The organism is Klenkia terrae (assembly GCF_900491935.1).
Classification (GTDB): domain Bacteria; phylum Actinomycetota; class Actinomycetes; order Mycobacteriales; family Geodermatophilaceae; genus Klenkia; species Klenkia terrae.
Window position 1 is genome coordinate 4087381 of the sequence record NZ_UEXK01000004.1, and the last position, 22207, is coordinate 4109587.

17 protein-coding genes and 1 pseudogene are annotated in these 22207 nt (G+C 73.5%); 12 read left to right on the top strand and 6 right to left on the bottom strand.

Features of this window, described 5'->3' with window-relative positions:
* The first annotated feature begins 106 nt into the window (after positions 1–106).
* The 9 genes and pseudogenes from whiA to LFA75_RS20335 all read left to right on the top strand — a co-directional run bounded on the left by whiA (position 107) and on the right by LFA75_RS20335 (position 8550).
* Positions 107–1087: a DNA-binding protein WhiA gene (whiA, locus tag LFA75_RS20295; RefSeq protein WP_091248156.1), complete on the top strand. Its 981-nt coding sequence runs from the start codon at positions 107–109 to the stop codon at positions 1085–1087.
* A gap of 146 nt (positions 1088–1233) precedes the next feature.
* Positions 1234–1893 (top strand): annotated as a pseudogene (locus LFA75_RS24180) (histidine kinase N-terminal 7TM domain-containing protein); the annotation flags it as partial.
* Between the two features lie 64 nt (positions 1894–1957).
* Positions 1958–2869 (top strand): GGDEF domain-containing protein, encoded by a 912-nt coding sequence (locus LFA75_RS20305; RefSeq protein WP_225235402.1) that lies wholly within the window; start codon positions 1958–1960, stop codon positions 2867–2869.
* Between the two features lie 122 nt (positions 2870–2991).
* Positions 2992–3993 (top strand): type I glyceraldehyde-3-phosphate dehydrogenase, encoded by a 1002-nt coding sequence (gene gap, locus LFA75_RS20310; protein ID WP_225236095.1) that lies wholly within the window; start codon positions 2992–2994, stop codon positions 3991–3993.
* 2 nt (positions 3994–3995) lie between these two features.
* Complete coding sequence (locus tag LFA75_RS20315; RefSeq protein WP_225235403.1) at positions 3996–5204, top strand: phosphoglycerate kinase; 1209 nt, start codon at positions 3996–3998, stop codon at positions 5202–5204.
* Positions 5204–6013 (top strand): triose-phosphate isomerase, encoded by an 810-nt coding sequence (gene tpiA, locus LFA75_RS20320; RefSeq protein ID WP_225235404.1) that lies wholly within the window; start codon positions 5204–5206, stop codon positions 6011–6013. The genes LFA75_RS20315 and tpiA overlap by 1 nt, the downstream gene beginning before the upstream one ends.
* A 43-nt stretch (positions 6014–6056) precedes the next feature.
* The gene (locus LFA75_RS20325) at positions 6057–7787 is read left to right on the top strand and encodes an ABC transporter substrate-binding protein (protein ID WP_225235405.1); all 1731 of its coding nucleotides are present in this window, start codon (positions 6057–6059) and stop codon (positions 7785–7787) included.
* Positions 7788–7838: 51 nt separating this feature from the next.
* On the top strand, positions 7839–8072 hold the full coding sequence (gene secG / locus LFA75_RS20330) for a preprotein translocase subunit SecG (protein WP_263639396.1): 234 nt from the start codon (positions 7839–7841) through the stop codon (positions 8070–8072).
* 136 nt (positions 8073–8208) lie between these two features.
* On the top strand, positions 8209–8550 hold the full coding sequence (locus LFA75_RS20335) for an RNA polymerase-binding protein RbpA (protein ID WP_225235406.1): 342 nt from the start codon (positions 8209–8211) through the stop codon (positions 8548–8550).
* A 22-nt stretch (positions 8551–8572) separates the two neighbouring features.
* Here the strand turns inward: LFA75_RS20335 and pgl are convergent, their stop codons facing one another.
* The 5 genes from pgl to tkt form a co-directional block, all read right to left on the bottom strand.
* Entirely contained in the window at positions 8573–9307 is a 735-nt protein-coding gene (pgl, locus tag LFA75_RS20340; protein WP_225235407.1) for a 6-phosphogluconolactonase, read from the bottom strand.
* A complete protein-coding gene (locus tag LFA75_RS20345) occupies positions 9304–10410 on the bottom strand; it encodes a glucose-6-phosphate dehydrogenase assembly protein OpcA (RefSeq protein ID WP_225235408.1) in 1107 nt (368 codons plus the stop codon). The genes pgl and LFA75_RS20345 overlap by 4 nt, the downstream gene beginning before the upstream one ends.
* A 31-nt stretch (positions 10411–10441) precedes the next feature.
* Positions 10442–11959 (bottom strand): glucose-6-phosphate dehydrogenase, encoded by a 1518-nt coding sequence (gene zwf / locus LFA75_RS20350; protein ID WP_225235409.1) that lies wholly within the window; start codon positions 11957–11959, stop codon positions 10442–10444.
* Between the two features lie 83 nt (positions 11960–12042).
* Positions 12043–13146, bottom strand: coding sequence for a transaldolase (gene tal / locus LFA75_RS20355; RefSeq protein WP_225235410.1), 1104 nt, complete (start codon positions 13144–13146; stop codon positions 12043–12045).
* A gap of 14 nt (positions 13147–13160) precedes the next feature.
* Complete coding sequence (gene tkt / locus LFA75_RS20360; protein WP_225235411.1) at positions 13161–15380, bottom strand: transketolase; 2220 nt, start codon at positions 15378–15380, stop codon at positions 13161–13163.
* A gap of 208 nt (positions 15381–15588) precedes the next feature.
* Between tkt and LFA75_RS20365 the strand changes: the two genes are divergently transcribed.
* Both LFA75_RS20365 and LFA75_RS20370 read left to right on the top strand, forming a co-directional pair.
* Positions 15589–16506 (top strand): heme o synthase, encoded by a 918-nt coding sequence (locus tag LFA75_RS20365; protein ID WP_225235412.1) that lies wholly within the window; start codon positions 15589–15591, stop codon positions 16504–16506.
* A gap of 476 nt (positions 16507–16982) precedes the next feature.
* On the top strand, positions 16983–18281 hold the full coding sequence (locus LFA75_RS20370) for a transposase (RefSeq protein WP_225235413.1): 1299 nt from the start codon (positions 16983–16985) through the stop codon (positions 18279–18281).
* A gap of 330 nt (positions 18282–18611) precedes the next feature.
* On the opposite strand, the gene LFA75_RS20375 is transcribed toward LFA75_RS20370, so the two are convergent.
* The gene (locus tag LFA75_RS20375; protein ID WP_225235414.1) at positions 18612–19523 is read right to left on the bottom strand and encodes a COX15/CtaA family protein; all 912 of its coding nucleotides are present in this window, start codon (positions 19521–19523) and stop codon (positions 18612–18614) included.
* Positions 19524–19682: 159 nt separating this feature from the next.
* On the opposite strand from LFA75_RS20375, the gene LFA75_RS20380 reads away from it, so the two are divergent.
* Positions 19683–22190, top strand: a complete 2508-nt coding sequence (locus LFA75_RS20380; RefSeq protein ID WP_225235415.1) for an ATP-dependent Clp protease ATP-binding subunit — start codon at positions 19683–19685, stop codon at positions 22188–22190.
* Positions 22191–22207: the final 17 nt, after the last annotated feature.

The following is a 22207-nucleotide window of genomic DNA, read 5'->3' on the forward strand; positions in this document are numbered from 1 at the left end:
CCCGGGTGCGGCAGGATCGGACATCGACGGTCCCCACCGCCACCACCGCGAGGCACCCCGCGTGCCCGGTGCGGGGCGGACGGGTCGAGGGGGAGTGGGGCAGCGCATGGCGATGACGGCGATGGTGAAGGACGAGCTCTCCCGGGTGGAGTGCACGAAGACCTCCGAGCGCAAGGCCGAGGTGACGGCGCTGCTGCGCTTCTCCGGCGGGCTGCACATCGTGGGCGGACGGGTGGTCATCGAGGCCGAGCTGGACACCGGCTCCGTGGCCCGCCGCCTGCGCCGCGACATCAGCGAGGTCTACGGCTACACCAGCGGGGTCAGCGTGCTGGCCGGCGGCAACATCCGCCGCGGCGTCCGCTACCTGGTCCGCATCGCCAAGCACGGCGAGGGCCTGGCCCGGCAGACCGGCCTGGTCGACCAGCGGGGCCGGCCGGTGCGCGGGCTGCCGCCGGCGGTCGTCTCCGGCGGTCTCAACGACGCCGAGGCCGCCTGGCGCGGGGCGTTCCTGGCCCACGGCTCGCTCACCGAGCCCGGCCGGTCCTCCTCCCTGGAGGTGACCTGCCCGGGGCCCGAGGCGGCGATGGCGCTGGTGGGTGCCGCCCGCCGGCTGGGCATCGCGGCGAAGGCGCGGGAGGTGCGCGGCGCCGACCGGGTGGTCGTCCGCGACGGCGACGCGATCAGCGCGCTGCTGACCCGGATGGGCGCGCACGAGGCCGTGCTCACCTGGGAGGAGCGGCGGATGCGCCGGGAGGTCCGGGCGACGGCCAACCGGCTGGCCAACTTCGACGACGCCAACCTGCGCCGGTCCGCGCGGGCCGCGGTCGCGGCCAGCGCCCGGGTCGAGCGGGCCCTGGAGATCCTGGCCGACGAGGCCCCCGAGCACCTGCTGGTCGCCGGGCGGCTGCGCCTGGAGCACGGTCAGGCGTCGCTGGAGGAGCTGGGCCAGCGGGCCGACCCGCCGATGACCAAGGACGCCGTGGCCGGCCGGATACGACGGCTGCTGGCGATGGCCGACAAGCGCGCGAAGGACCTGGGCATCCCGGACACCGAGTCCGTCGTCACCGACGACATGATCGGCCCCTGACCCGGGTCCTCACCCGCCCGGGTCACGACCGCCGACCGCCGGCTCCCCGCCGGGCCCGGGGGTGCCGAAGCAGGAGGTGACCCCGGCCGACGTCGCGACCGGGCGGCGGACGGGGGAGCCAGGTGCGGGGGACCGTCTGGGTGCTCGTGTTCGCCCTCGCCCCGACCATCACCGCCGCGGTCGCCCTGGTCGCCTGGCGACGCCGCCGGGACAACCCCGCCGCCCGGGCCCTGGCCCTGGTGCTCGTCGGGGTCAGCGTCTGGTGCCTGGCCGTCGGGCTGGTGCTGGCGCCCGTCCCGCCGGCCGTCCGGGCCGTGGGCTTCCCGGCGATCTTCCTGGCCGTGGGCGCCACCGCCGTCGGCTTCCTCGCGCTGAGCCGGGTCCTGGCCGACCCCGGGTGGCGGCCGCGTCGCTGGCCGGTGGCCCTGGTGGCCGTCGAGCCGCTGCTGATGGCGGTGTGCAGCAGCCTGCCGGCGACCACCGACCTGGTCTTCGGCCGCACCGACCTCACCGCGCCCGCCGGCGCGGTGCAGATGATCGGCGGACCGCTGTTCGCCGCGCACTCCGCCTACAGCTACGCGTTCATCGCACTCGGCCTGCTCCGGCTCGCGCGGACCGCCCTGCGGGGTCCGCAGGTCGTCCGCCGGCAGGCCGCCGTCCTGCTGGCCTCCGCGCTCCCGCCGACCGCGGGCAACCTCGTCCTCACCGTGGGCATGCAGGGCACCGGCGTGGTGGACCTGACGCCGCTGTTCTTCATCGTCACCGGCCTGGTCGCCGGGTGGGCGATCCTCCGCCTCGGCCTGCTGGCGGTCGTGCCCGTCGCCCGGGACCAGGTGGTCGAGACCATGACCGACGGCGTGCTGGTCACCGATGCCGTCGCGGGTGATCGACCTCAACCCGGCCGCCCGCGCGCTGCTGACCGCGCTGCGACCCGGCGCCGGCACCACCCTGCTCGGCCGCCCGCTGCGGGAGCTCACCGGGCCGGACCTGCTCGACGCGGTGCTCCCCGACGGCCCGGCCGCCGACGGCACCTACTCCACCGGCCGGGCCGTGGTCGAGGCAGCGCCCGGGCGCTGGCTGGACGTGCAGTCGGTCCCGGTCGCCGCCGGCGGACGCCGGATCGGGCGGGTCACCGTGGTCCGGGACGTCACCGAGGCCCAGCTCCGGGAGGCCGACCTGCGCCGGCTGGCCCAGCAGCTGGCCGAGCAGGTGGCCACCATCGACCGGCTGCGGGCCACGCTGGCCGAGGAGGCCGTCCGGGACCCGCTCACCGGACTGCACAACCGCCGGCACCTGGACCGCGCCCTGCTCCACGACCTCGCCCGGTCGGTGGACGAGGGCCTGCCGGTCGCCGTCGTCCTGGTCGACGTGGACCGCTTCAAGTCCGTCAACGACCGCTTCGGCCACGGCACCGGGGACACCGTCCTGTGCGCCGTGGCCGCCGAGCTCCGGGCCGGCACCCGGACCGGGGACACCGTCGCCCGGGCCGGCGGCGAGGAGTTCGTGCTGGTGCTGCCCGGCGCCGACGAGGCCGAGGCGCTCGCCCGGGCCGAGACGGTGCGGGCCCGGGTCGGGGCCCTGCTGCATCCGGTGCCCGACGGGGTCCTGGCCGTGACGCTGAGCGCCGGGGTCGCGGTGGCCCGGCACGGCGGGCACGGCGCGGCGGACCTGCTGGCCCGGGCCGACCGGGCGCTCTACCGGGCGAAGAGCGGCGGCCGGGACCGCGTCGTGGTGGCCGGGGACGCCGGTGCAGACGTCCGCGACGTCTTGTCGACCGCCTGACCTGCGAGGACGGGCAGCTCTCGCGCTCCTGGGGCAGGCCGCTAGGGTTCTGTGCGAGGCGGTGTCGTGCGCCCTGCGCGACCCCCGGATGGACATCACACATCGCACCCACGGAGGTCCCAGTGACGGTACGGGTCGGCATCAACGGGTTCGGTCGGATCGGCCGCAACTTCTACCGCGCAGTCGCCGCCAGCGGCCAGGACATCGAGATCGTGGCGGTCAACGACCTCACGAGCAACGACGTCCTCGCGCACCTGCTCAAGTACGACTCGGTCCTCGGGAAGTTCCCCGAGGAGGTCTCCTCGACCGCGGACGGCATCGTCGTCGGCGGCAAGACCATCACCGCGCTGGCCGAGCGCGACCCGGCCAACCTGCCCTGGGGCGACCTGGGCGTGGACGTGGTCATCGAGTCCACCGGCTTCTTCACCAAGGCCGCCGACGCCCGCAAGCACGTCGAGGCCGGCGCCAAGAAGGTCATCATCTCCGCGCCCGCGACCGACGACGACATCACCATCGTCATGGGCGCCAACCACGAGCTGTACGACGGCTCGCAGACCATCATCAGCAACGCGTCCTGCACCACGAACTGCCTGGCCCCGCTGGCCAAGGTGCTCAACGACGCCTTCGGCATCGAGCGCGGTCTCATGACCACGATCCACGCCTACACCGCCGACCAGAACCTGCAGGACGGCCCGCACAAGGACCTGCGCCGCGCCCGCGCCGCCGCGCTGAACATCGTCCCGACCTCGACCGGTGCGGCCAAGGCCATCGGCCTGGTCCTGCCCGAGCTCAAGGGCAAGCTCGACGGCTACGCCCTGCGCGTCCCGGTCCCGACCGGCTCGGCCACCGACCTGACCGTCACGCTGTCCCGCGAGGTCACCGTGGACGAGGTCAACGCCGCCTACAAGGCCGCCGCCGACGGCCCGCTGGCCCCGTACCTGGTCTACACCGACGCCCCGATCGTCTCCTCGGACATCGTCACCGACCCGGCGTCGTGCATCTACGACTCGGGCCTGACCAAGGTGTTCGGCAACCAGGTCAAGGTCGTCGGCTGGTACGACAACGAGTGGGGCTACTCCAACCGGCTGGTCGACCTCACCTCGCTCGTCGGCTCGAAGCTCTGACGATGCGGACCGTCGACGAGCTGATCGCCGAGGGGGTCGAGGGCAAGCGCGTGCTCCTGCGCGCCGACCTGAACGTGCCCCTCGACGACTCCACCGGCGACCGGGTCATCACCGACGACGGCCGGATCCGGGCCAGCCTGCCCACCCTGCAGGCGCTCCGCGACGCCGGCGCCCGCGTCGTCGTCGCGGCGCACCTGGGCCGGCCCAAGGGCGAGCCGGACCCCCGGTTCTCCCTGGCGCCGGTCGCCGCCCGGCTGTCGGAGCTGCTGGGCGTGCCCGTCCCGCTGGCCACCGACACCGCCGGCTCCGGTGCCCAGGCCGCGGTCGCGGCGCTGACCGACGGCGACGTCTGCCTGCTGGAGAACGTCCGCTTCGAGGCGGCCGAGACCAGCAAGGACGACGACGCCCGGGGCGCGCTGGCCGACCGGTTCGCCGCCCTGGCCGACCTCTACGTCGACGACGCCTTCGGGGCGGTGCACCGCAAGCACGCCTCGGTCTACGACGTGGCCCTGCGGCTGCCGCACGCGGCCGGCCGGCTGGTCGCCCGCGAGCTCGAGGTGCTCACCCGGCTGACCGGGGAGCCGCAGCGGCCCTACGTCGTGGTGCTCGGCGGCTCGAAGGTCAGCGACAAGCTGGCCGTCATCGAGTCGCTGCTGCCCACGGTGGACAAGCTGCTGGTGGGCGGCGGGATGTGCTTCACCTTCCTGGCTGCCCAGGGCCACGGGGTCGGCGACTCGCTGCTGGAGACCGACCAGGTCGACACCTGCCGCCGGCTGCTCGAGCAGGCCGGGGACAAGATCGTGCTGCCGGTCGACGTGGTCTGCGCCGAGGCGCTGGTCGCCGACGCCCAGGTCAAGGTGGTGCCGGTGCAGGCCATCCCCGACGGGCTCAAGGGCCTGGACGTCGGCCCGCACACCGTCGAGCTGTTCGCCGGCCAGCTGGCCGACGCGCACACGGTCTTCTGGAACGGCCCGATGGGCGTGTTCGAGCTGGCCCCGTTCACCCACGGCACCCGGGGGGTGGCCACCGCGGTGGCCGCCGTCGACGGGCTGTCCGTGGTCGGCGGCGGCGACTCGGCTGCCGCGGTCCGCCAGCTCGGGCTGGACGAAGACGCCTACGGCCACATCTCCACCGGGGGCGGTGCGTCGCTGGAGTTCCTGGAGGGGCGCGAGCTCCCGGGCCTGGCCGTCCTCGCGGACGGGGCCGTCTGATGGCCCGCACGAAGTCCGGGAAGGTCTACCAGGGTCGCCGGCCGCTCATCGCCGGCAACTGGAAGATGAACCTGACCCACCTGGAGGCCATCGGCCTGGTCCAGAAGGTCGCGTTCGGCCTCAAGGAGCCCGAGCTGGAGGCGGCCGAGGTGGTCGTCGTCCCGCCGTTCACCGCCATCCGCAGCGTGCAGACGCTGGTGCAGGGCGACAAGATCGAGATCGGCTTCGGCGGGCAGGACCTGTCCGTCGCCGACTCCGGTGCCTACACCGGTGAGATCAGCGGTGCCCAGCTCAAGGCGCTGGCCTGCACCTACGTCGTCGTCGGCCACTCGGAGCGGCGGGCGCTGCACGCCGAGACCGACGAGGTCGTGGCGGCCAAGGTGCGCAAGGCGATCGAGCACGAGCTGGTGCCGATCCTCTGCGTGGGGGAGGGGCTCGACGTCCGCAAGGCCGGCGAGCACGTCCCGTACACCACCGCGCAGCTCGACGCGGCGCTCGAGGGCCTCGACGCGGCCACCGTGGCCGGCGTCGTCGTGGCCTACGAGCCGGTGTGGGCGATCGGCACCGGCGAGGTGGCGACCCCCGAGGACGCGCAGGAGGTGTGCGGCGCGATCCGGGCGCGGCTCGCCGAGCGTTTCGGGCCGGAGACCGCCGACGTCGTCCGTATCCTCTACGGGGGTTCGGTGAAGGCCGGCAACACCGCGGGCATCCTCGCCGGACCGGACGTGGACGGGGCACTGGTGGGCGGCGCGAGCCTGGACGCCGACGAGTTCGTCTCCATCTGCCGCACCGCAGCCGAGAGCCGCTGACCCGCAGGGGCGGCGGCCCACCCACCGGAGGACCGCCGCCCCCGTGAGGCCCCACCCGCACCGGTCCCGTGCCGTCCTCGCCCTGCTCGTGCTGGTCGCCCTCCTGGCCGGCTGCAGCGGGGGCGACCCCGCCGACACCTCGGTGCCGACGGCCGGGGGCACCCCCGACGGCGGGCTGGACGGCGTCCGGTCCCCGTCGGAGGCCCGGGGCGGCACCCTGCGACTGGTCACCGCGCAGGTGGACAGCCTGGACCCGCAGCGGTCCAACGTGCCGGCCATCTGGAACCTCATGCGGCTCTACACCCGCACGCTGGTCACCTACTCGAGCACCCCGGGCAGCACCGACCAGCTCGTGCCCGACCTCGCCACCGACCTCGGGACGACGCCGGACGGCGGGGTCACCTGGCGGTTCACGCTGCGCCCGGGGGCGGTCTTCGAGACCGGCCGGCCGATCACCAGCCGCGACGTCAAGTACGGCATCGAGCGATCCTTCGCCGTCGACGTGGTGAGCGGCGGGCCGAACTTCGTGCTGGACCTGCTGGACCCCGACAGCCTCTACGCCGGGCCCTACCAGGACGAGTCCCCGGACCGGCTGGGCCTGACCACCATCGCCACCCCGGACGACGCGACGATCGAGTTCACCCTCTCCCGCGCCGCACCGGACTTCCCGTTCGTGCTGGCGCTGCCGTCGTCGTCCCCGGTGCCGGTGGAGAACGACACCGGTGCGGGCTACGAGGCCGACCCGGTCTCGTCGGGGCCCTACGCGATCACCTCGGTCGACCCGCAGACCGGGATCGTCCTGGACCGCAACCCTGCGTGGACCGCCGACAGCGACCCGGTGCGGACCGCTCTGCCCGACCAGGTGGTCGTCCGGACCGGGCTGACCGGGCTGGACCGGGACCAGGCGCTGCTGGCCGGGTCCGCGGACGTCGACCTGTCGGGCATCGGGGTGCAGCAGGCCACCGTGAACCGGTTCGCCGAGGACGAGGACCTGGCTGGCCGGGTCGACGACCTGACCACCGGGTCGCTGCGCGTGCTGGCGCTGCCCACCACCGTGGAGCCGATGATGATCCCGGACTGCCGGGCCGCGGTGGCCGCGGTCGTGGACCGGGCCGACGTGCAGGACGCCCTGCAGGACCTGGGCGACGCGGTGCGCAGCTCGGTGCTGTGGCCCCGCTCGCTCCCCGGCGGCCCCGCCGACCCGGACCCGGCGGCCGACCTGGACGCCGCCCGGCAGGCGCTGGCCGCGTGCGGTCGACCCGACGGCTTCGCGGTGACGATGGCCGTCCCCGACGTGCCCATGTCGGTGTCCGTCGCCGAGCGGCTGGTCGCCCAGTTCGCGCAGGTGGGCATCGTGGTGACCCTCGCGCCGCTGGACGCCACCACCTACTACACCGCCGGCATCGGCTCGCCGACCGCCATCAACGGCGGCCAGTACGGGATGGTGCTGGCCAGCTACGCCGCCGACCTGCCGACGCCGGCCTCGTTCCTGGTCCCGCTGGTGGACGGCCGGTCGATCACCGAGCAGGCCGGCAACGCCAACTACGCGCTCCTGGCCGACCCCGGGGTGGACGCCGCCGTCGACGCCGCGGTGGGGGCCGGGGACGTCGCCGCGTGGGCGGCGGTCGCGGACACCGCGCTGGCCACCCACGCCCTCGTGCCGCTGGCCGAGACCCGGGTGCAGCTGCTGGCCGGCCAGCGGCTGCGCAACGGGGTCGTGATGCTGCCCTACAACGGCTACGACGTGGCCACGGCCGGTGTGGTCGGCGGCTGACCGGCGTCCCGTAGGCTGGTCCGTCGGCTGCCCGCTCGAACTGGAGAACCCGTGATCGAGATCGTCCTGAACGTGCTGCTGGTGCTCACCAGCCTGCTGCTCATCGTGCTCATCCTGCTGCACCGCGGCAAGGGCGGTGGGCTCTCCTCCATGTTCGGCGGCGCCGCGTCGTCCTCGCTGTCCGGGTCCTCGGTGGTCGAGAAGAACCTCAACCGGCTGACCGTCTTCACCGCGGCCATCTGGACCGTGTGCATCATCGGGCTGGGCATCCTCCTCAAGGTCTGACGCCCGCCATCCGGTCGGGCAACACCGACCTGACCAGGACTTTCCCGTCTCCTCATCGTGACCTGGGTGTCACCTGAGTGGGCCTACACTCCACGCCGCGGGGGTTCGGACGGGAAACCTGAGGGTGGGAGCGCACGTGGCTGGTGGGAGCGCGATCCGGGGCAGCCGGGTCGGGGCAGGTCCGATGGGTGAGTCCGAGCGGGGGGAGTCGGCCCCGCGGGTGCGGGTCGTCTTCTGGTGCGCCAAGCGCCACGACACCCCGATCGCCTTCGCGCACGACGTCGAGGTCCCCGAGACCTGGGACTGCCCGCGCTGCGGGCTCCCGGCCGGCCAGGACGAGCAGAACCCGCCGCCGCCGCCGCGCAACGAGCCGTACAAGACGCACCTGGCCTACGTCCGGGAACGCCGGACCGACGCCGACGGCGACGCCCTCCTCGAGGAGGCGCTCAGCAAGCTCCGCGCCCGACGCGGAGCATGACGACAGGACGCCGCCGCCCGGCTCAGCCGAGCTGGGAGGCGGCGTCCTGGTCGAGCATCCAGCGGGTGTCCCGGCGCCCCACGGCGCCGGCCGCCGGCAGGCTCGCCGGCGTCTCGCCACCGGACAGCGCCCGGGCCACGGCCTCGGCCTTGCCCTCGCCGGAGACCAGCAGCCACACCTCGTCGGCGGCGGTGATCGTGGCGAACCCCAGGCTCACCCGGGTGGGGGGCGGCTTGGGGCAGTCGCGGACGGCGACCACCGCCCGGTCGTCGCCGACCGCGGGGGAGTCCGGGAAGATCGAGGCCACGTGGCCCTCGGGCCCGACGCCGAGCAGCAGCACGTCGATCCGCGGCAGCGCCCCGCCGCCGACCCGGGTGAGCTCCGCGGCGTAGGCGGCCGCGGCGTCCTCCGGCTCGGCGAAGCCGGCGTCCGAGGCCGGGATCGCGTGCACCCGGTCGGCCGGGACGCCGACGACGTCCAGCAGCGCCTCGCGGGCGCCCTTCTCGTTGCGGTCGTCGTCGTCGGCGGCCACCCAGCGCTCGTCGCCCCACCACACGTCGACGGCATTCCAGTCGACCGCCGAGCCGGCCGCGGCGACCGCGCGCAGCACCGCGGTGCCGATGCCCCCGCCGGTCAGCACCACCGAGGCGGTGCCGTGCTCGGCCTGGGCCGCGGCCAGCCGCGCCACCAGCTCCCGGGCCACCGTGGCGGCCAGGTCGTCGGCGTCGGGCCGGACGACGACCTCCGGGCTGCTCACGCCTCCGCCGGGGAGTCGTCGCCGCCGTCGTCGTCGCCCGGGCCGGTGCCGGTCTGCGCGACCTCGTCGTCCTCGGTCGAGTCCGCGGGCACCGTGGGAGCCGGCTGCACGGGGCGCATGGGGTCGAACCAGCGGTGCTCGCGGACCGCCGGGCGGTCGGCCAGCCCGGTCAGGCCGGTGGCCGCCTCCAGGGCCTCGCGGTAGGGCTCGTCGGAGTCCAGCCGCTTCATCTCCTCGCCGATCAGCTCGCCGAGGGACCGCTTGGTGAGCGCGACGGTGGAGTCGGGCCGGTAGGGCTGGCTGATGACCGCCCCGCCCTTGCGGTCGTCGGTGAGCCGGACCTCCTCGTCCTGGTCCAGCGTCAGGACGACGGTGTCGATGCCCTTGGACCCGGTGCTGCGCTGCCCGGCCTCGACGGTGACCTTGCAGCCGCAGCGGGCGCTGAGCCAGCCGGCGACCAGCTGGGCGGTGGGGTTCTCCGGGTCGCCGACCACCTGGCCCGCGAGCACCTGCACCGGGCCACCGCGGCGACCGACCACGGCGTCCAGGGTGGAGGCCAGCGTGGACCGCCAGGGCGTGCTCCGGGTCCAGGCCAGGTCGGTGTCGCCGGGGGCGAAGTCCTCGGCCCGCTGCCGCAGCGCCGCGACGCCGTCGGCGGCCATCAGGCTGTCGGTGACCCGCCGGTTGGCGATCACACCCAGCGCGTCGGTCTCGATGCGGTCGGGGGCGGCGGAGAACCACCAGGTGACGACGGGGGCGTCGGCGGCGAGCAGCGGCAGCACGACGGACTCCGCGTGCAGGCCGAGCCGGCCGTACATCCGCATGACCACGGCCTCGCCGGGGCCCAGCCGGCCGCCGATGAGCACCTCGGCGTCCAGCCGCGGGGACGGCGCCTCGACCTGGCGGCGGACGACCACCAGCAGCCGGCACGGGTGCACCTCGGCGGCGGCGGCCGCAGCGGCCTCGGCCTCGGCGACCCGGTCCTCGTCGGCCACGACGACCAGGGTCAGCGCGACCCCGCTCATCACCGCACCACCGGTGCGGCGCTGCGCGGCGAGCTCCTTGACGATCGCGGAGCCGTTGGTGTCCCACAGCGTGCTCACTTGGGGTCCTCCAGGAGTCGGTGGGGTGCGGTCACGGCCGGCGCCATGCCCGGCCCTCGGAGGCGAGCATCTCGTCGGCGGCCCGCGGGCCCCACTCGCCGGCCCGGTAGGAGAACGGGGTGGTGCTGGACCAGTACTCCTCCAGCGGGTCGATGACCGCCCAGGAGGCCTCGACCTCGGCGTTGCGCGGGAAGAGCGTCGCGTCGCCCAGCAGCACGTCCAGCAGCAGCCGCTCGTAGGCCTCCGGGGAGGACTCGGTGAACTGCTCGCCGTACAGGAAGTCCATCGACACGTCGCGGACCTCCATCACGCTGCCCGGCACCTTCGACCCGAACTTGAGGGTGACCCCCTCGTCGGGCTGCACCCGGACGACGAGCTGGTTGTGGCCGAGCTCCTCGGTGTCGGTGGGCGCGAAGGGCAGGTGCGGGGCCTTTCGGAACGACAGCGCGATCTCGGTGACCCGGCGGGGGAGCCGCTTGCCGGTGCGCAGGTAGAACGGGACGCCGGCCCAGCGCCGGGTCTCCACGCCCAGCCGGACGGCGGTGTAGGTCTCGGTGCGGGAGTCCTCGGCGACGCCGTCCTCCTGCCGGTAGCCCTTGGCCCGCTGGCCGGCGAGCCAGCCCTGCTCGTACTGGCCGCGGACGGCGAAGCGGGCCATGTCCTTGGGCACCGAGATGGCCCGCAGCACCTTGAGCTTCTCGGTGCGGATCTCCTCGGCGGAGAACTCGACGGGCTCCTCCATCGCGGTGAGCGCGAGCAGCTGCAGCAGGTGGTTCTGCAGCACGTCGCGGGCGGCGCCGGTGCGCTCGTAGAACTCCGCGCGCCCGCCGATGCCGACGTCCTCGGCCATGGTGATCTGCACGGAGTCGACGTGCGCGCCGTTCCAGACCGGCTCGAAGAGGGTGTTGGCGAAGCGCAGGGCCAGGAGGTTCTGCACCGTCTCCTTGCCCAGGTAGTGGTCGATGCGGAAGACGTCGTCGGCGCTGAAGACCGAGTCGACCAGCCCGTTGAGCTCGCGACTGGAGGGCAGGTCGGTGCCGAACGGCTTCTCCACGACCACCCGGCGCCAGCGGTCGGAGGTGCTCTCGGCCATCCCGGTGCGCTGCATCTGCTTGAGGACGACGGGGAACATGCTCGGCGGGATGGACAGGTAGAACGCCGCGTTCCCGCCGATGCCGTGGCTGCCCTCCAGCTCGCCGAGGGTGCGGGCGAGCTCGTCGAAGGCGTCGTCGTCGTCGAAGGAGCCCTGGATGAAGCGGACCGAGTTCGACAGCCGCTCCCAGACCTCCTCGCGCCACGGGGTGCGGGCGTGCTCGCGGGCCGCGGTGCGGGACAGCTCGGCGAAGTCGACGTCGTCCCAGTCGCGGCGGGCGAAGCCCAGCAGCGCGAAGTTGGTGGGGAGCAGGCCGCGGTTGGCGAGGTCGTAGACCGCCGGCAGCAGCTTCTTGCGGGCGAGGTCCCCGGTGATGCCGAAGACCACGAGGGCACAGGGTTCGGGGACCCGGGGCAACCGCCGGTCCCTCGGGTCGCGCAACGGGTTGGTGGTCATCCGTCCCTCAGGTGCTGTGGGGTGGTGGGGGACAACAGGGGCCGGCGCGGCGGTGCGCCGGCCCCCGGTCAGGAGTCCTTCGACTACTTCTTGTCCTTGAGCTGTTCGGCCACCGACGTCGAGAGTTCATCCCAGGCGTCGTTGAACTTCTGCACGCCCTCGGTCTCCAGCACGGCGAACACGTCGTCCAGGTCGACCCCGGCGTCGGTCACCGACTGCATGACGGCCGCGGCGTCGGCGTAGGTGTCAGTCACCGGGCGGCCGACCTGGCCGTGGTCGGCGAAGGCCTGCATGGTCTTCTCCGGCATCGTGTTCACGGTGTCGGCGCCGACCAGCTCGGACAGGTACATCGTGTCGCTGTAGTCGGGGTTCTTCACCCCGGTGGAGGCCCACAGCGGGCGCTGCTTGCTGGCGCCCCGAGCCTCGAGGGCCTTCCAGCGGTCGGAGGAGAAGATCTCCTCGTAGGCCTCGTAGGCCAGCTGGGCGTTGGCGATGCCAGCCTTGCCCTTGAGGGAGGGGTCGGCACCGGCGTCGTCCAGGCGCTTGTCGATCTCGGTGTCCACGCGGGACACGAAGAAGGACGCGACGCTCTCGATGCCCTCGAAGCTCGCCTCGGGGTCCTCGGCGCGCTTCTCCAGGCCGGCGAGGTAGGCCTCCATGACGGCCTTGTAGCGCTCGAGGCTGAAGATGAGGGTGACGTTGACGCTGATCCCGTTGGCGATCGTCTCGGTGATGGCCGGCAGGCCCTCGACGGTGGCCGGGATCTTGATGAACAGGTTCGGCCGGTCGACCAGCCACCACAGGTGGGCGGCCTCGGCGGCGGTCGCGTCGGTCTCGTGGGCCAGCCCGGGGGCGACCTCGAGGGAGACGCGGCCGTCGCGGCCGGTGCGGGCGGCGACCGGCGCGAGCAGGTCGCAGGCGTCCCGGACGTCGGAGGCGGTGATGGTGCGCAGCGCCTCCTCGACCGAGACCCCGCGGACGGCCATGGCGTGCAGCTGGTCGTCGTAGGACTCCGAGCCGCTGATCGCGGCGGCGAAGATCGACGGGTTCGTGGTGACGCCGACGACGGAGTGCTCGTCGACCAGGGACTGCAGGTTGCCGCTGCGGATCCGGTCGCGGGACAGGTCGTCCAGCCACACGGCGACACCCGCCTTCGACAGGCTCGCCAGGTTCTCGTTCTGGGTCATCTCGGTGTCCCTCTCTACTTCTGGTCGCCGGTGCGCTGGGTGTGCAGGCCGCCGACGACGTCGCCGCCGGCGGAGAGGCCGGTGCCCGCGGACGCGGCCTGGATGCTCTCGCGGGCCGCGGCCACGACGGCCTCGGCGGCGAGCCCGAACTCCTCGTAGAGCTTCGTGTACGGGGCGCTGGCGCCGTAGTGGTCCAGCCCGATGATCCGGCCGGCGTCGCCGACGAAGTCGCGCCAGCCCATGGCGATGGCGGCCTCGATGGAGACCCGGGCCTTGACCGACGGGGGGAAGACCTCGTCGCGGTAGGCCTGGTCCTGCTCGGCGAACCACTCCTGGCACGGGATGGAGACCACCCGGGTCGGGGTGCCCGCGGCCTCGAGCTGCTCGCGCGCGGCGACGGCGATCTGCACCTCGGACCCGGTGCTCATCAGGATCACCTCGGGGGTGCCGGAGCTGGCCTCGGCCAGCACGTAGGCGCCCTTGGCGGTGCCCTCGGCCGAGCCGAACTCGGCGCGGTCCACGATCGGCAGGTTCTGCCGGGACAGGATGATGCCGGCGGGCCGGTCGTCGTGCTCGAGGATGGTGCGCCAGGCGACCGCGGTCTCGTTGGCGTCGGCCGGGCGGACGACGTCCAGGCCGATGATCGCCCGCAGCGCGGCCAGGTGCTCGATCGGCTGGTGCGTCGGGCCGTCCTCGCCCAGGCCGATGGAGTCGTGCGTCCACACGTAGGTGACCGGCAGCTGCATGAGCGCGGCGAGCCGGACGGCGGGGCGCATGTAGTCCGAGAACGTCAGGAACGTGCCGCCGTAGACGCGGGTGCCGCCGTGCAGCGCGATGCCGTTCATGATCGAGCCCATGGCGTGCTCGCGGATGCCGAAGTGCAGCGTGCGGCCGTAGGGGCCACCGCTCCACATCTTGGTCTGGTGCACCGAGGGCAGGAACGAGGGCTCGCCCTCGACCGCGGGGTTGTTGGACTCGGCCAGGTCGGCCGACCCGCCCCACAGCTCCGGCAGCGCCGGGTAGATGGCGGCCAGCACGGCACCGGAGGCCTTGCGGGTGGCCATGCCCTTGGGGTCGGCGTCGAAGGTCGGCAGCGCGTCGGCCCAGCCCTCGGGGAGGGTGCGGGTCGTCATGCGGTCGAACAGCGCGGCCTGGTCGGCGTTCGCCGAGCGCCAGGCGTCGAAGCGGGGCTGCCACTCGGCGCGGGCGGCCTGCCCGCGCTCGATCACCTTGCGGGTGTGCGCGATGACCTCGTCGGCGACCTCGAAGGTCTGCGCCGGGTCGAAGCCGAGGATCTCCTTGGTGGCCGCGACCTCGTCGTCGCCGAGGGCGGAGCCGTGCGCGGCGCCGGTGTTCTGCTTGTTCGGCGCCGGCCATGCCAGCACCGTGCGCATCACGATCAGCGAGGGACGGCCGGTCTCGGCCTTCGCGGCGGTCAGCGCGGCGTCCAGGGAGGCGAGGTCCTCGCCGTCGGCGACGTGCTGGACGTGCCAGCCGTAGGCCTCGTAGCGCTTGCCGACGTCCTCGGTGAAGGCGACGGTCGTGTCGTCCTCGATGGAGATCTTGTTGTCGTCGTAGACGACGACGAGGTTGCCCAGCTGCTGCGTGCCGGCCAGCGAGGACGCCTCGCCGGAGATGCCCTCCTCCATGTCGCCGTCGGAGGCGATCGCCCAGATGGTGTGGTCGAAGAGGCTGTCGGCGGACGGGTCCGTCGTCGGGTCCCAGATGCCGCGCTCGCGGCGGGCGGCCATGGCCATGCCGACCGCGTTGCCCACGCCCTGGCCCAGCGGGCCGGTGGTGGTCTCGACGCCGGTGGTGTGGCCGACCTCGGGGTGGCCCGGGGTCCTGGAGCCCCAGGTGCGCAGCGCCTTGAGGTCGTCGAGCTCCAGGCCGTAGCCGGAGAAGTAGAGCTCGGTGTAGAGCGTCAGCGCGGTGTGGCCGGGGGAGAGGACGAAGCGGTCGCGGGCGACCCAGTTCGGCTCCGACGGGTCGTGCTTGAGGTGCTTCTGGAAGAGCAGGTAGGCCAGCGGGGCCAGGCTCATCGCCGTCCCGGGGTGGCCGTTGCCGGTCTTCTGGACGGCGTCCATCGCCAGCACGCGGGCGGTGTCGATCGCCCGGCGGTCCAGCTCGGTGAAGCCCTCGGGGAGGGTGGGGTTCGGCTGCTCGGGCGCGCCGGTCGGGCTGTCGGTCGCGGCCTCGGCCGGGGCCTCGGACTCGGTGCTCTTGTCTGCCATCTGGCGGGTGCTCCCTCGGGATCGGTCATGGGTCGGGGGCGATGCCGGGGTGACTGCCGGTCGTCGTCGTTGCCGACCTGGGCCCTACCCGCGAGGCGCGCACCATCAACGTCGGGAACCCTAGTGGTAGGGAAGGACCGCACCCGGTCTCGGGGCTAGAGTGGGGTCGACCTCTGCCCGCCCCGGTCTGAATGGTGTGAGTCGACTCGTGACCTCCGTGGCCGAACGGCGTGCCGTGGTGCGGCGTACCCCGCCGCTGGCCCTGGTGGGCGCCTACGTCTCGCTCACCAAGCCCAAGCTGGTCGAGCTGCTGCTGGTGACCACGCTCCCGGCGATGATGCTGGCCGCCGGCGGCTGGCCCGGGACGGGCCTCGCGCTGGCCACCCTGGTCGGCGGCATGCTGGCCGCGGGTGCGGCCAACACGATCAACTGCTGGTACGACCGCGACATCGACCGGATCATGTCGCGCACCCGCGACCGGCCGATCGTCACCGGCGTCATCAGCCCGCGCTCGGCGCTGATCTTCGGCGTCCTGCTGGCCTGGGTCTCCCTGGTCGTGCTCGGGGTCTTCACCACGCCGCTGGCCACCGCGCTGACCGCCGTGGCGATGCTGGCCTACTCGGTCTTCTACACGATGGTGCTCAAGCGCCGGACCCACCACAACACGGTGTTCGGCGGCCTCCCCGGCGCGGCCCCGGTGCTCATCGGCTGGGCCGCGGTCACCGGGTCGTTGGCCTGGCCGGCCGTGGTGTTCTTCGGCATCGTCTTCTGCTGGCAGATGCCGCACTTCTGGGCGCTGGCCAGCCGCTACCGCTACGACTACTTCCGCGCCGGCGTCCCGATGCTGTCGGTGGTGGCCGGCCCGGTCAGCGTCGGACGGCAGTCCATCGCGTGGGCCTGGGGCACGCTCGCCGTGTCGGCCCTGATGGTGCCGGTGACCCCGGGGCTGGGCTGGATCGCGGGCGTCCCGGTCATCGCGCTGGGTGCCTGGTACGTCTACGAGTCGCACGCCTGGCTGGCGCGGATCCGCGGCGGCGGCGCCGACCGCCCGATGCGGCTGTTCTCGGTGTCGATCACCTACATGACCCTGCTGTCCATCGCCCTGGTCGTCGACGTCCTCGTCTGACGGTGCACGTCGATCGCGCGGCGACCGATGGCCGGTCGCTGTGCTCGCCTAGGCGCCCTGCTGCGTCGACCGACAGCTGAGCGGGCGCGGGGACGCCGGCTATCCACGCTGAGCTGCCACTCGACGTCCTGCCGCGGGTGTGACCGCACGCCGCGCGTCCGGTGACGGCTCAGCGTGGACCCGCAGGCCGGCCATCCACGCTGAGCCGTCGGTAGCGCAGAGCATCGTTGAAGTTCTCGGATCTTGGGCTTGAGGTGGGGGTCGCCTGATCCGAGGAGTTCCTGGTGGTTGTCACTACCCTTGCCCTGACCGTTGAGCTGCCTGAGCTGGGTGGTTCGTTGNGCCGTCGGTAGCGCAGAGCATCGTTGAAGTTCTCGGATCTTGGGCTTGAGGTGGGGGTCGCCTGATCCGAGGAGTTCCTGGTGGTTGTCACTACCCTTGCCCTGACCGTTGAGCTGCCTGAGCTGGGTGGTTCGTTGACCTGGTCGCAGCTGGAGGCGTGGGCGGTGGCGATGCGCGATGAGGTGCCCGCCGCCGCGGTAGCGGCGGCTGTGGAGGAGCTGCAGGACAGGCTGATCGACCGGGTGTGTGGTCCCAGATGGCTGCCGGTGTGGGACCTGCCGGCGCCGTTCGGGTGCCCGGGGTGCGGGGTGATGAGCGACTTCGCCCGCAAGGGCAAGCGCACCCGTCCGCGCCGGCTGGACACCGCCACCGGGATCGTGCGCATCCAGTTGGCCAACGTGGGGTGCCGGTCGTGCGGGCGGGTGTTCGCCCCGCTGCTGTTGTTGTTGGACCTGTCGGGCCGGCGACGCACTGATCGGTTGATGGTCGAGCTGGCCGAGTTGGCCACCCAGATGTCCTTCGCCCGCGCCGGGGCTGTGGCCGCGCAGTTCGGGGCACCCGGGACGGCCGGGCGAGCGCACTCGGCTGTGGCCGACCTGGCCGCGATGCTTGATGGGGTGGGGTGCGCAGACCTACCTGGTGCCCCCGGGCGGGCCGAGGTGGTGATCCTGGATGGCACCGGCATGCGCGCCGGTCGCCGCAGGCTGGGCGTGGACACCAACATCGCCATCGGGCTCACCGCCCGCACCGGCCCACGCCGCCGCCGCCGCGCCACGGTCAACCTGCTCGGGCTGACCCTGGGCCAGCCGTGGTCGGCCATGGCCACCCAGCTGCGTGCGGTGGACCCACCGGCGATGGTCGTCGTGGACGGGGAGCTGGCGATCACCCGACTGGCCCAGGACGTGTGGCCCGACGCCCCGATCCAGCGCTGCTGGTGGCACCTGCCCCGTGCGCTGCGCTGGGCCCTCTACGCCGACAAGGCACCGCACCCCTGGGCCAACGCCCAGCGCGCCGGACTGGTCGACCTCCTGCACCGCGTGGCCCGCGAACGACTCACCCACGCCCAGGCCTTGGACCTCTACGACGCCTTCGTCGACACCATCACCGACGCCGACCACCACGCCGCCGCACAGCTGCTCACCGGCGCCCGCGACCAGGTCTTCACCTGCCTGCGCCCCGAACTCCGACAACGACTGGCACCCCTGGGCGGACCCGAACTGGGCTCCGGAGTCATCGAGCGCGTCATGCGCGAACTCAACGCCCGCACCGACATCGGCGGCACCCGCTGGTCAGTCGAGGGCCTACGCGACCTGGTCACCATCCAACTGGCCCGGATGACCGACCACCCCGCCTGGACCACACTGACCCAAGCTCTACGCCCGACCAACACCATCGACTTCAAGATCCACACCCTGAAGTTCAACGCTGCTTGACGCTACCGAGCCGTCAGCCGACGATGACGTGCCTGGATGGCCGGCGCCGCTCGTCGAGTGACAGCTGACCGCGGTCCTGGATGCCGCCGGGCCGCACTGAGCTGTCACTCGACGGTGGTGAAGCTGGTGCTGGGCCCGGGTGGCCGGGGCCAGGGCGCCGGCTGACGGGTGAGCGTGGATGCGGGGGCTGTTGATCCACGCTGAGCCGTCACTCGACGGCGATGCGCCCGGATGGCCGGCGTCGGCCCGTCGAGTGGCGGCTGAGCGCGGTGCTGGGCGTCGCCGGACCGCACTGAGCTGTCACGCGACGCCGCGGAGGCGCCCCAGGGGTCAGCGGGTGGTGGCGAAGGCGTCGGCGGCGGGCTCGAGGGTGGCCTCGGTGCGCGGGCCGCGGACCGCCCAGAGCAGCCGGGCGGTGTAGGCGGTGATCAGCACGGCGCCGGCCATGTGCAGCAGCACCAGGACGACGGGCAGGCCGGTGAAGTACTGCACGTAGCCGATCACGCCCTGGGCCAGCTCGACCACCAGCAGGTCTCGGGCGGCCCGGCGGACCCGACTGGCGGAGTCGGTGGCGTAGAGGGCCACCAGCAGCGCGACGGTCAGCCCGATGAGCAGGAAGACGACGTCGGCGTGCAGCTGGCTGACCAGCTCGGGGTCGAGGCCGGTGCGCCCGGCCTCCGGGTCGCCGCTGTGCGGGCCGGACCCGGTGACGACGGTGCCGAACACCTGGACGGCGCCCACCGCCACGGCGATCCCGGTGATCAGCAGGGCGATCGGACGGCGGACCAGCAGCTGGCCCACGCCGGGCTCCCGGGAGCGCAGCCACAGCGTGGTCGCCACCGCCACCAGCACCATCGACACCAGGAAGTGCGCGGCGACCGTCCACGGGTTCAGGCCGGTGAGCACGGTGACCCCGCCGAGCAGGGCCTGCGCCGGGATGCCCAGGAAGCTGCCGATCGCCCACTTCCGCAGCTCGCGGCGGGCCGAGCGCCACACCACGACGACGGTGGCGATCGCGATGACCGCCAGGGCGAAGGTCAGCAGCCGGTTGCCGAACTCGATGAGCCCGTGGCCGGCGAGCTCGGCGGTGGGGGTGATCGAGCCGTCGGTGCACTCGGGCCAGGTGGGGCAGCCCAGGCCCGAACCGGTGAGCCGGACCGCACCCCCGGTGACGACGATCAGGCCGTTGGCGACGGCGTTGGCGAGGGCCACGCGGCGGACGACGACAGAGGAGACCGGCACGGGTCCCAGGGTAGGTGGCCGCGCCCCCGACCCGGTGTTCGCCTGCGGCGAATGCGGGAAGGACGGGGGGTGCGGACGCGCTGTGCACGGCAGCGCGCGGCCACCGACCCAACCCCGGTCGGGGAGGGCCGACGCAGGACGACCCCCAGGAGTGACACCGTGACCGATCCCTTCGACACCGGCTCCGGCAGGAGCCCGTTCGACGACTTCTTCTCCGCCTTCCTCTCCTCCGGCGCGCGGCGCGGCATGCAGCGCGTGGACATCACCCAGCTGCTCTCCGACCACGCCCGCCAGGTCGTCTCCGCCGCCGCCCGCCAGGCCGCGGCCTGGGGCGGCCGGGACCTGGACGCCGAGCACCTGCTGTGGGCGCTGGCCGGCCACGAGCCCACCCGCGGGCTGCTGGCCCGCGCCGGCGCCGACCCCGAGCAGCTGCGCGCCCAGCTCGAGGGCGCCCTGCGCCGCGGCGAGCCGACCGAGCAGCCCCCGGTGCTGACCCCGGCGGCCAAGCGGGCCCTGCTCGACGCCCACCAGGTGTCCCGCGCCAGCGGCTCCACCTACATCGGCCCCGAGCACCTGCTGTTCGCCCTCGCCCTGAACCCCGAGTCCGGGGCCGGCCGGTTCCTCGGCGGTTCCCGCGTCACGCCCGAGGCGCTGCAGCGCGCCGCGGCCGGCGTCCCGGCCGCGGGCGGTGGCTCCGGCGAGCAGCCTCCCTCGACCACGCCCACGCTGGACGAGTACGGCCGCGACCTGACCGCGATGGCCCGCGACGGCAAGATCGACCCGGTCATCGGCCGGGCCTCGGAGATCGAGCAGACCATCGAGGTGCTGTCCCGCCGCAACAAGAACAACCCGGTGCTGATCGGCGAGGCCGGCGTCGGCAAGACCGCGATCGTCGAGGGCATCGCCGCCGCGATCGTGGCCGGCGACGTCCCCGACCAGCTGCGCGGACGACGGCTGGTGGAGCTGGACCTCACCGGCCTGGTCGCCGGCACCCGCTACCGCGGGGACTTCGAGGAGCGGCTGAAGAAGGTCATCGACGAGATCCGGGAGAACTCGGACTCCGTGCTGGTCTTCGTCGACGAGCTGCACACCGTCGTCAACGCCGGTGGCTCCGAGGGCTCGGCGGGGGCGGGCCACATGCTCCAGCCGGCCCCGGCCCGCGGCGAGCTGCACGGCATCGGGGCGACCACCCCGGACGAGTACCGCACCAGCATCGAGAAGGACCCGGCCCTGGAGCGGCGCTTCCAGCCGATCCTGGTTCCCGAGCCCAGCGTGCTGGACACCATCGAGATCCTGCGCGGCCTGCGGGACCGCTACGAGGCCCACCACCAGGTCCGCTTCACCGACGAGGCCGTGGTGGCCGCGGCCGAGCTGTCCGACCGCTACGTCGCCGACCGGTTCCTGCCCGACAAGGCCATCGACCTCATCGACCAGGCCGGTGCCCGGGTGCGGCTGCGGGTGAAGACGCCGACCACCGACCTGCGCTCGCTGGAGCAGGAGGTCGACCGGCTGGGCCGGGAGAAGGACCAGGCGGTGGCCGCCGAGCAGTACGAGCAGGCCTCCGCGCTGCGCGACGAGCTCGCCGCGGCCCAGCAGCGCCTGGACCAGGCCCGCACCGGCGGGGACGCCGGCATCCCGGAGGTGGGGGTGGCCGAGATCGCCGAGGTGGTCTCCCGCTCCACCGGCATCCCGGTGGCCCAGCTGACCGAGGAGGAGCGCGACCGCCTGCTGCGGCTGGAGGACGTGCTGCACGCCCGCGTCGTCGGCCAGGACGAGGCCGTCGAGGTGGTCTCCGAGGCCATCCGCCGGTCCCGCGCGGGGCTGGGCGACCCGGACCGGCCGATCGGCAGCTTCCTGTTCCTGGGCCCGACCGGCGTCGGCAAGACCGAGCTGGCCCGCGCACTGGCCGAGGCGCTGTTCGTCGACCAGGACAAGATGGTCCGGCTGGACATGAGCGAGTTCCAGGAGCGGCACACCGTCAGCCGGCTCGTCGGCTCGCCCCCCGGGTACGTGGGCTACGAGGACGCCGGTCAGCTGACCGAGGCGGTCCGCCGCAACCCGTACTCGGTGGTGCTGCTCGACGAGGTGGAGAAGGCGCACCCGGACGTGTTCAACACGCTCCTGCAGCTGCTGGACGACGGCCGGCTCACCGACAGCCAGGGCCGCACGGTGTCCTTCGCGAACACCGTCGTGGTCATGACGTCGAACCTGGGCTCGGAGGCGATCGTCAACGCCGCCCGCGGGCCGCTGGGCTTCACGTCCGCCGACGGCGGCGGCAACGACGTGCGGAACGCCGTGATGCGGCGGCTCAAGGAGTCCTTCCGGCCCGAGTTTCTCAACCGGATCGACGAGATCGTCGTCTTCCGGCAGCTGGAGACCGAGCAGCTGGCCCGGATCACCGACCTGCTGCTGGACGAGACCCGTCGTCGGCTGTCGGCGCAGGACATCGAGGTGGAGTTCACCCCGGGGGCGGTGACCTGGCTGGCCGAGCGCGGCCACGAGCCGGCCTTCGGTGCCCGTCCACTGCGCCGGGCGATCCAGCGGTCGGTGGACAACCCGCTGTCCCGGATGGTGCTGTCCGGCGACCTGGGCAAGGGCGCGCGGCTGCGGGTGGACGTCGTCGACGGCGAGCTGGACTTCGCCGTCCAGGAGCCGGCGGCCGTCTGACCTGGCACCCGGTGCCA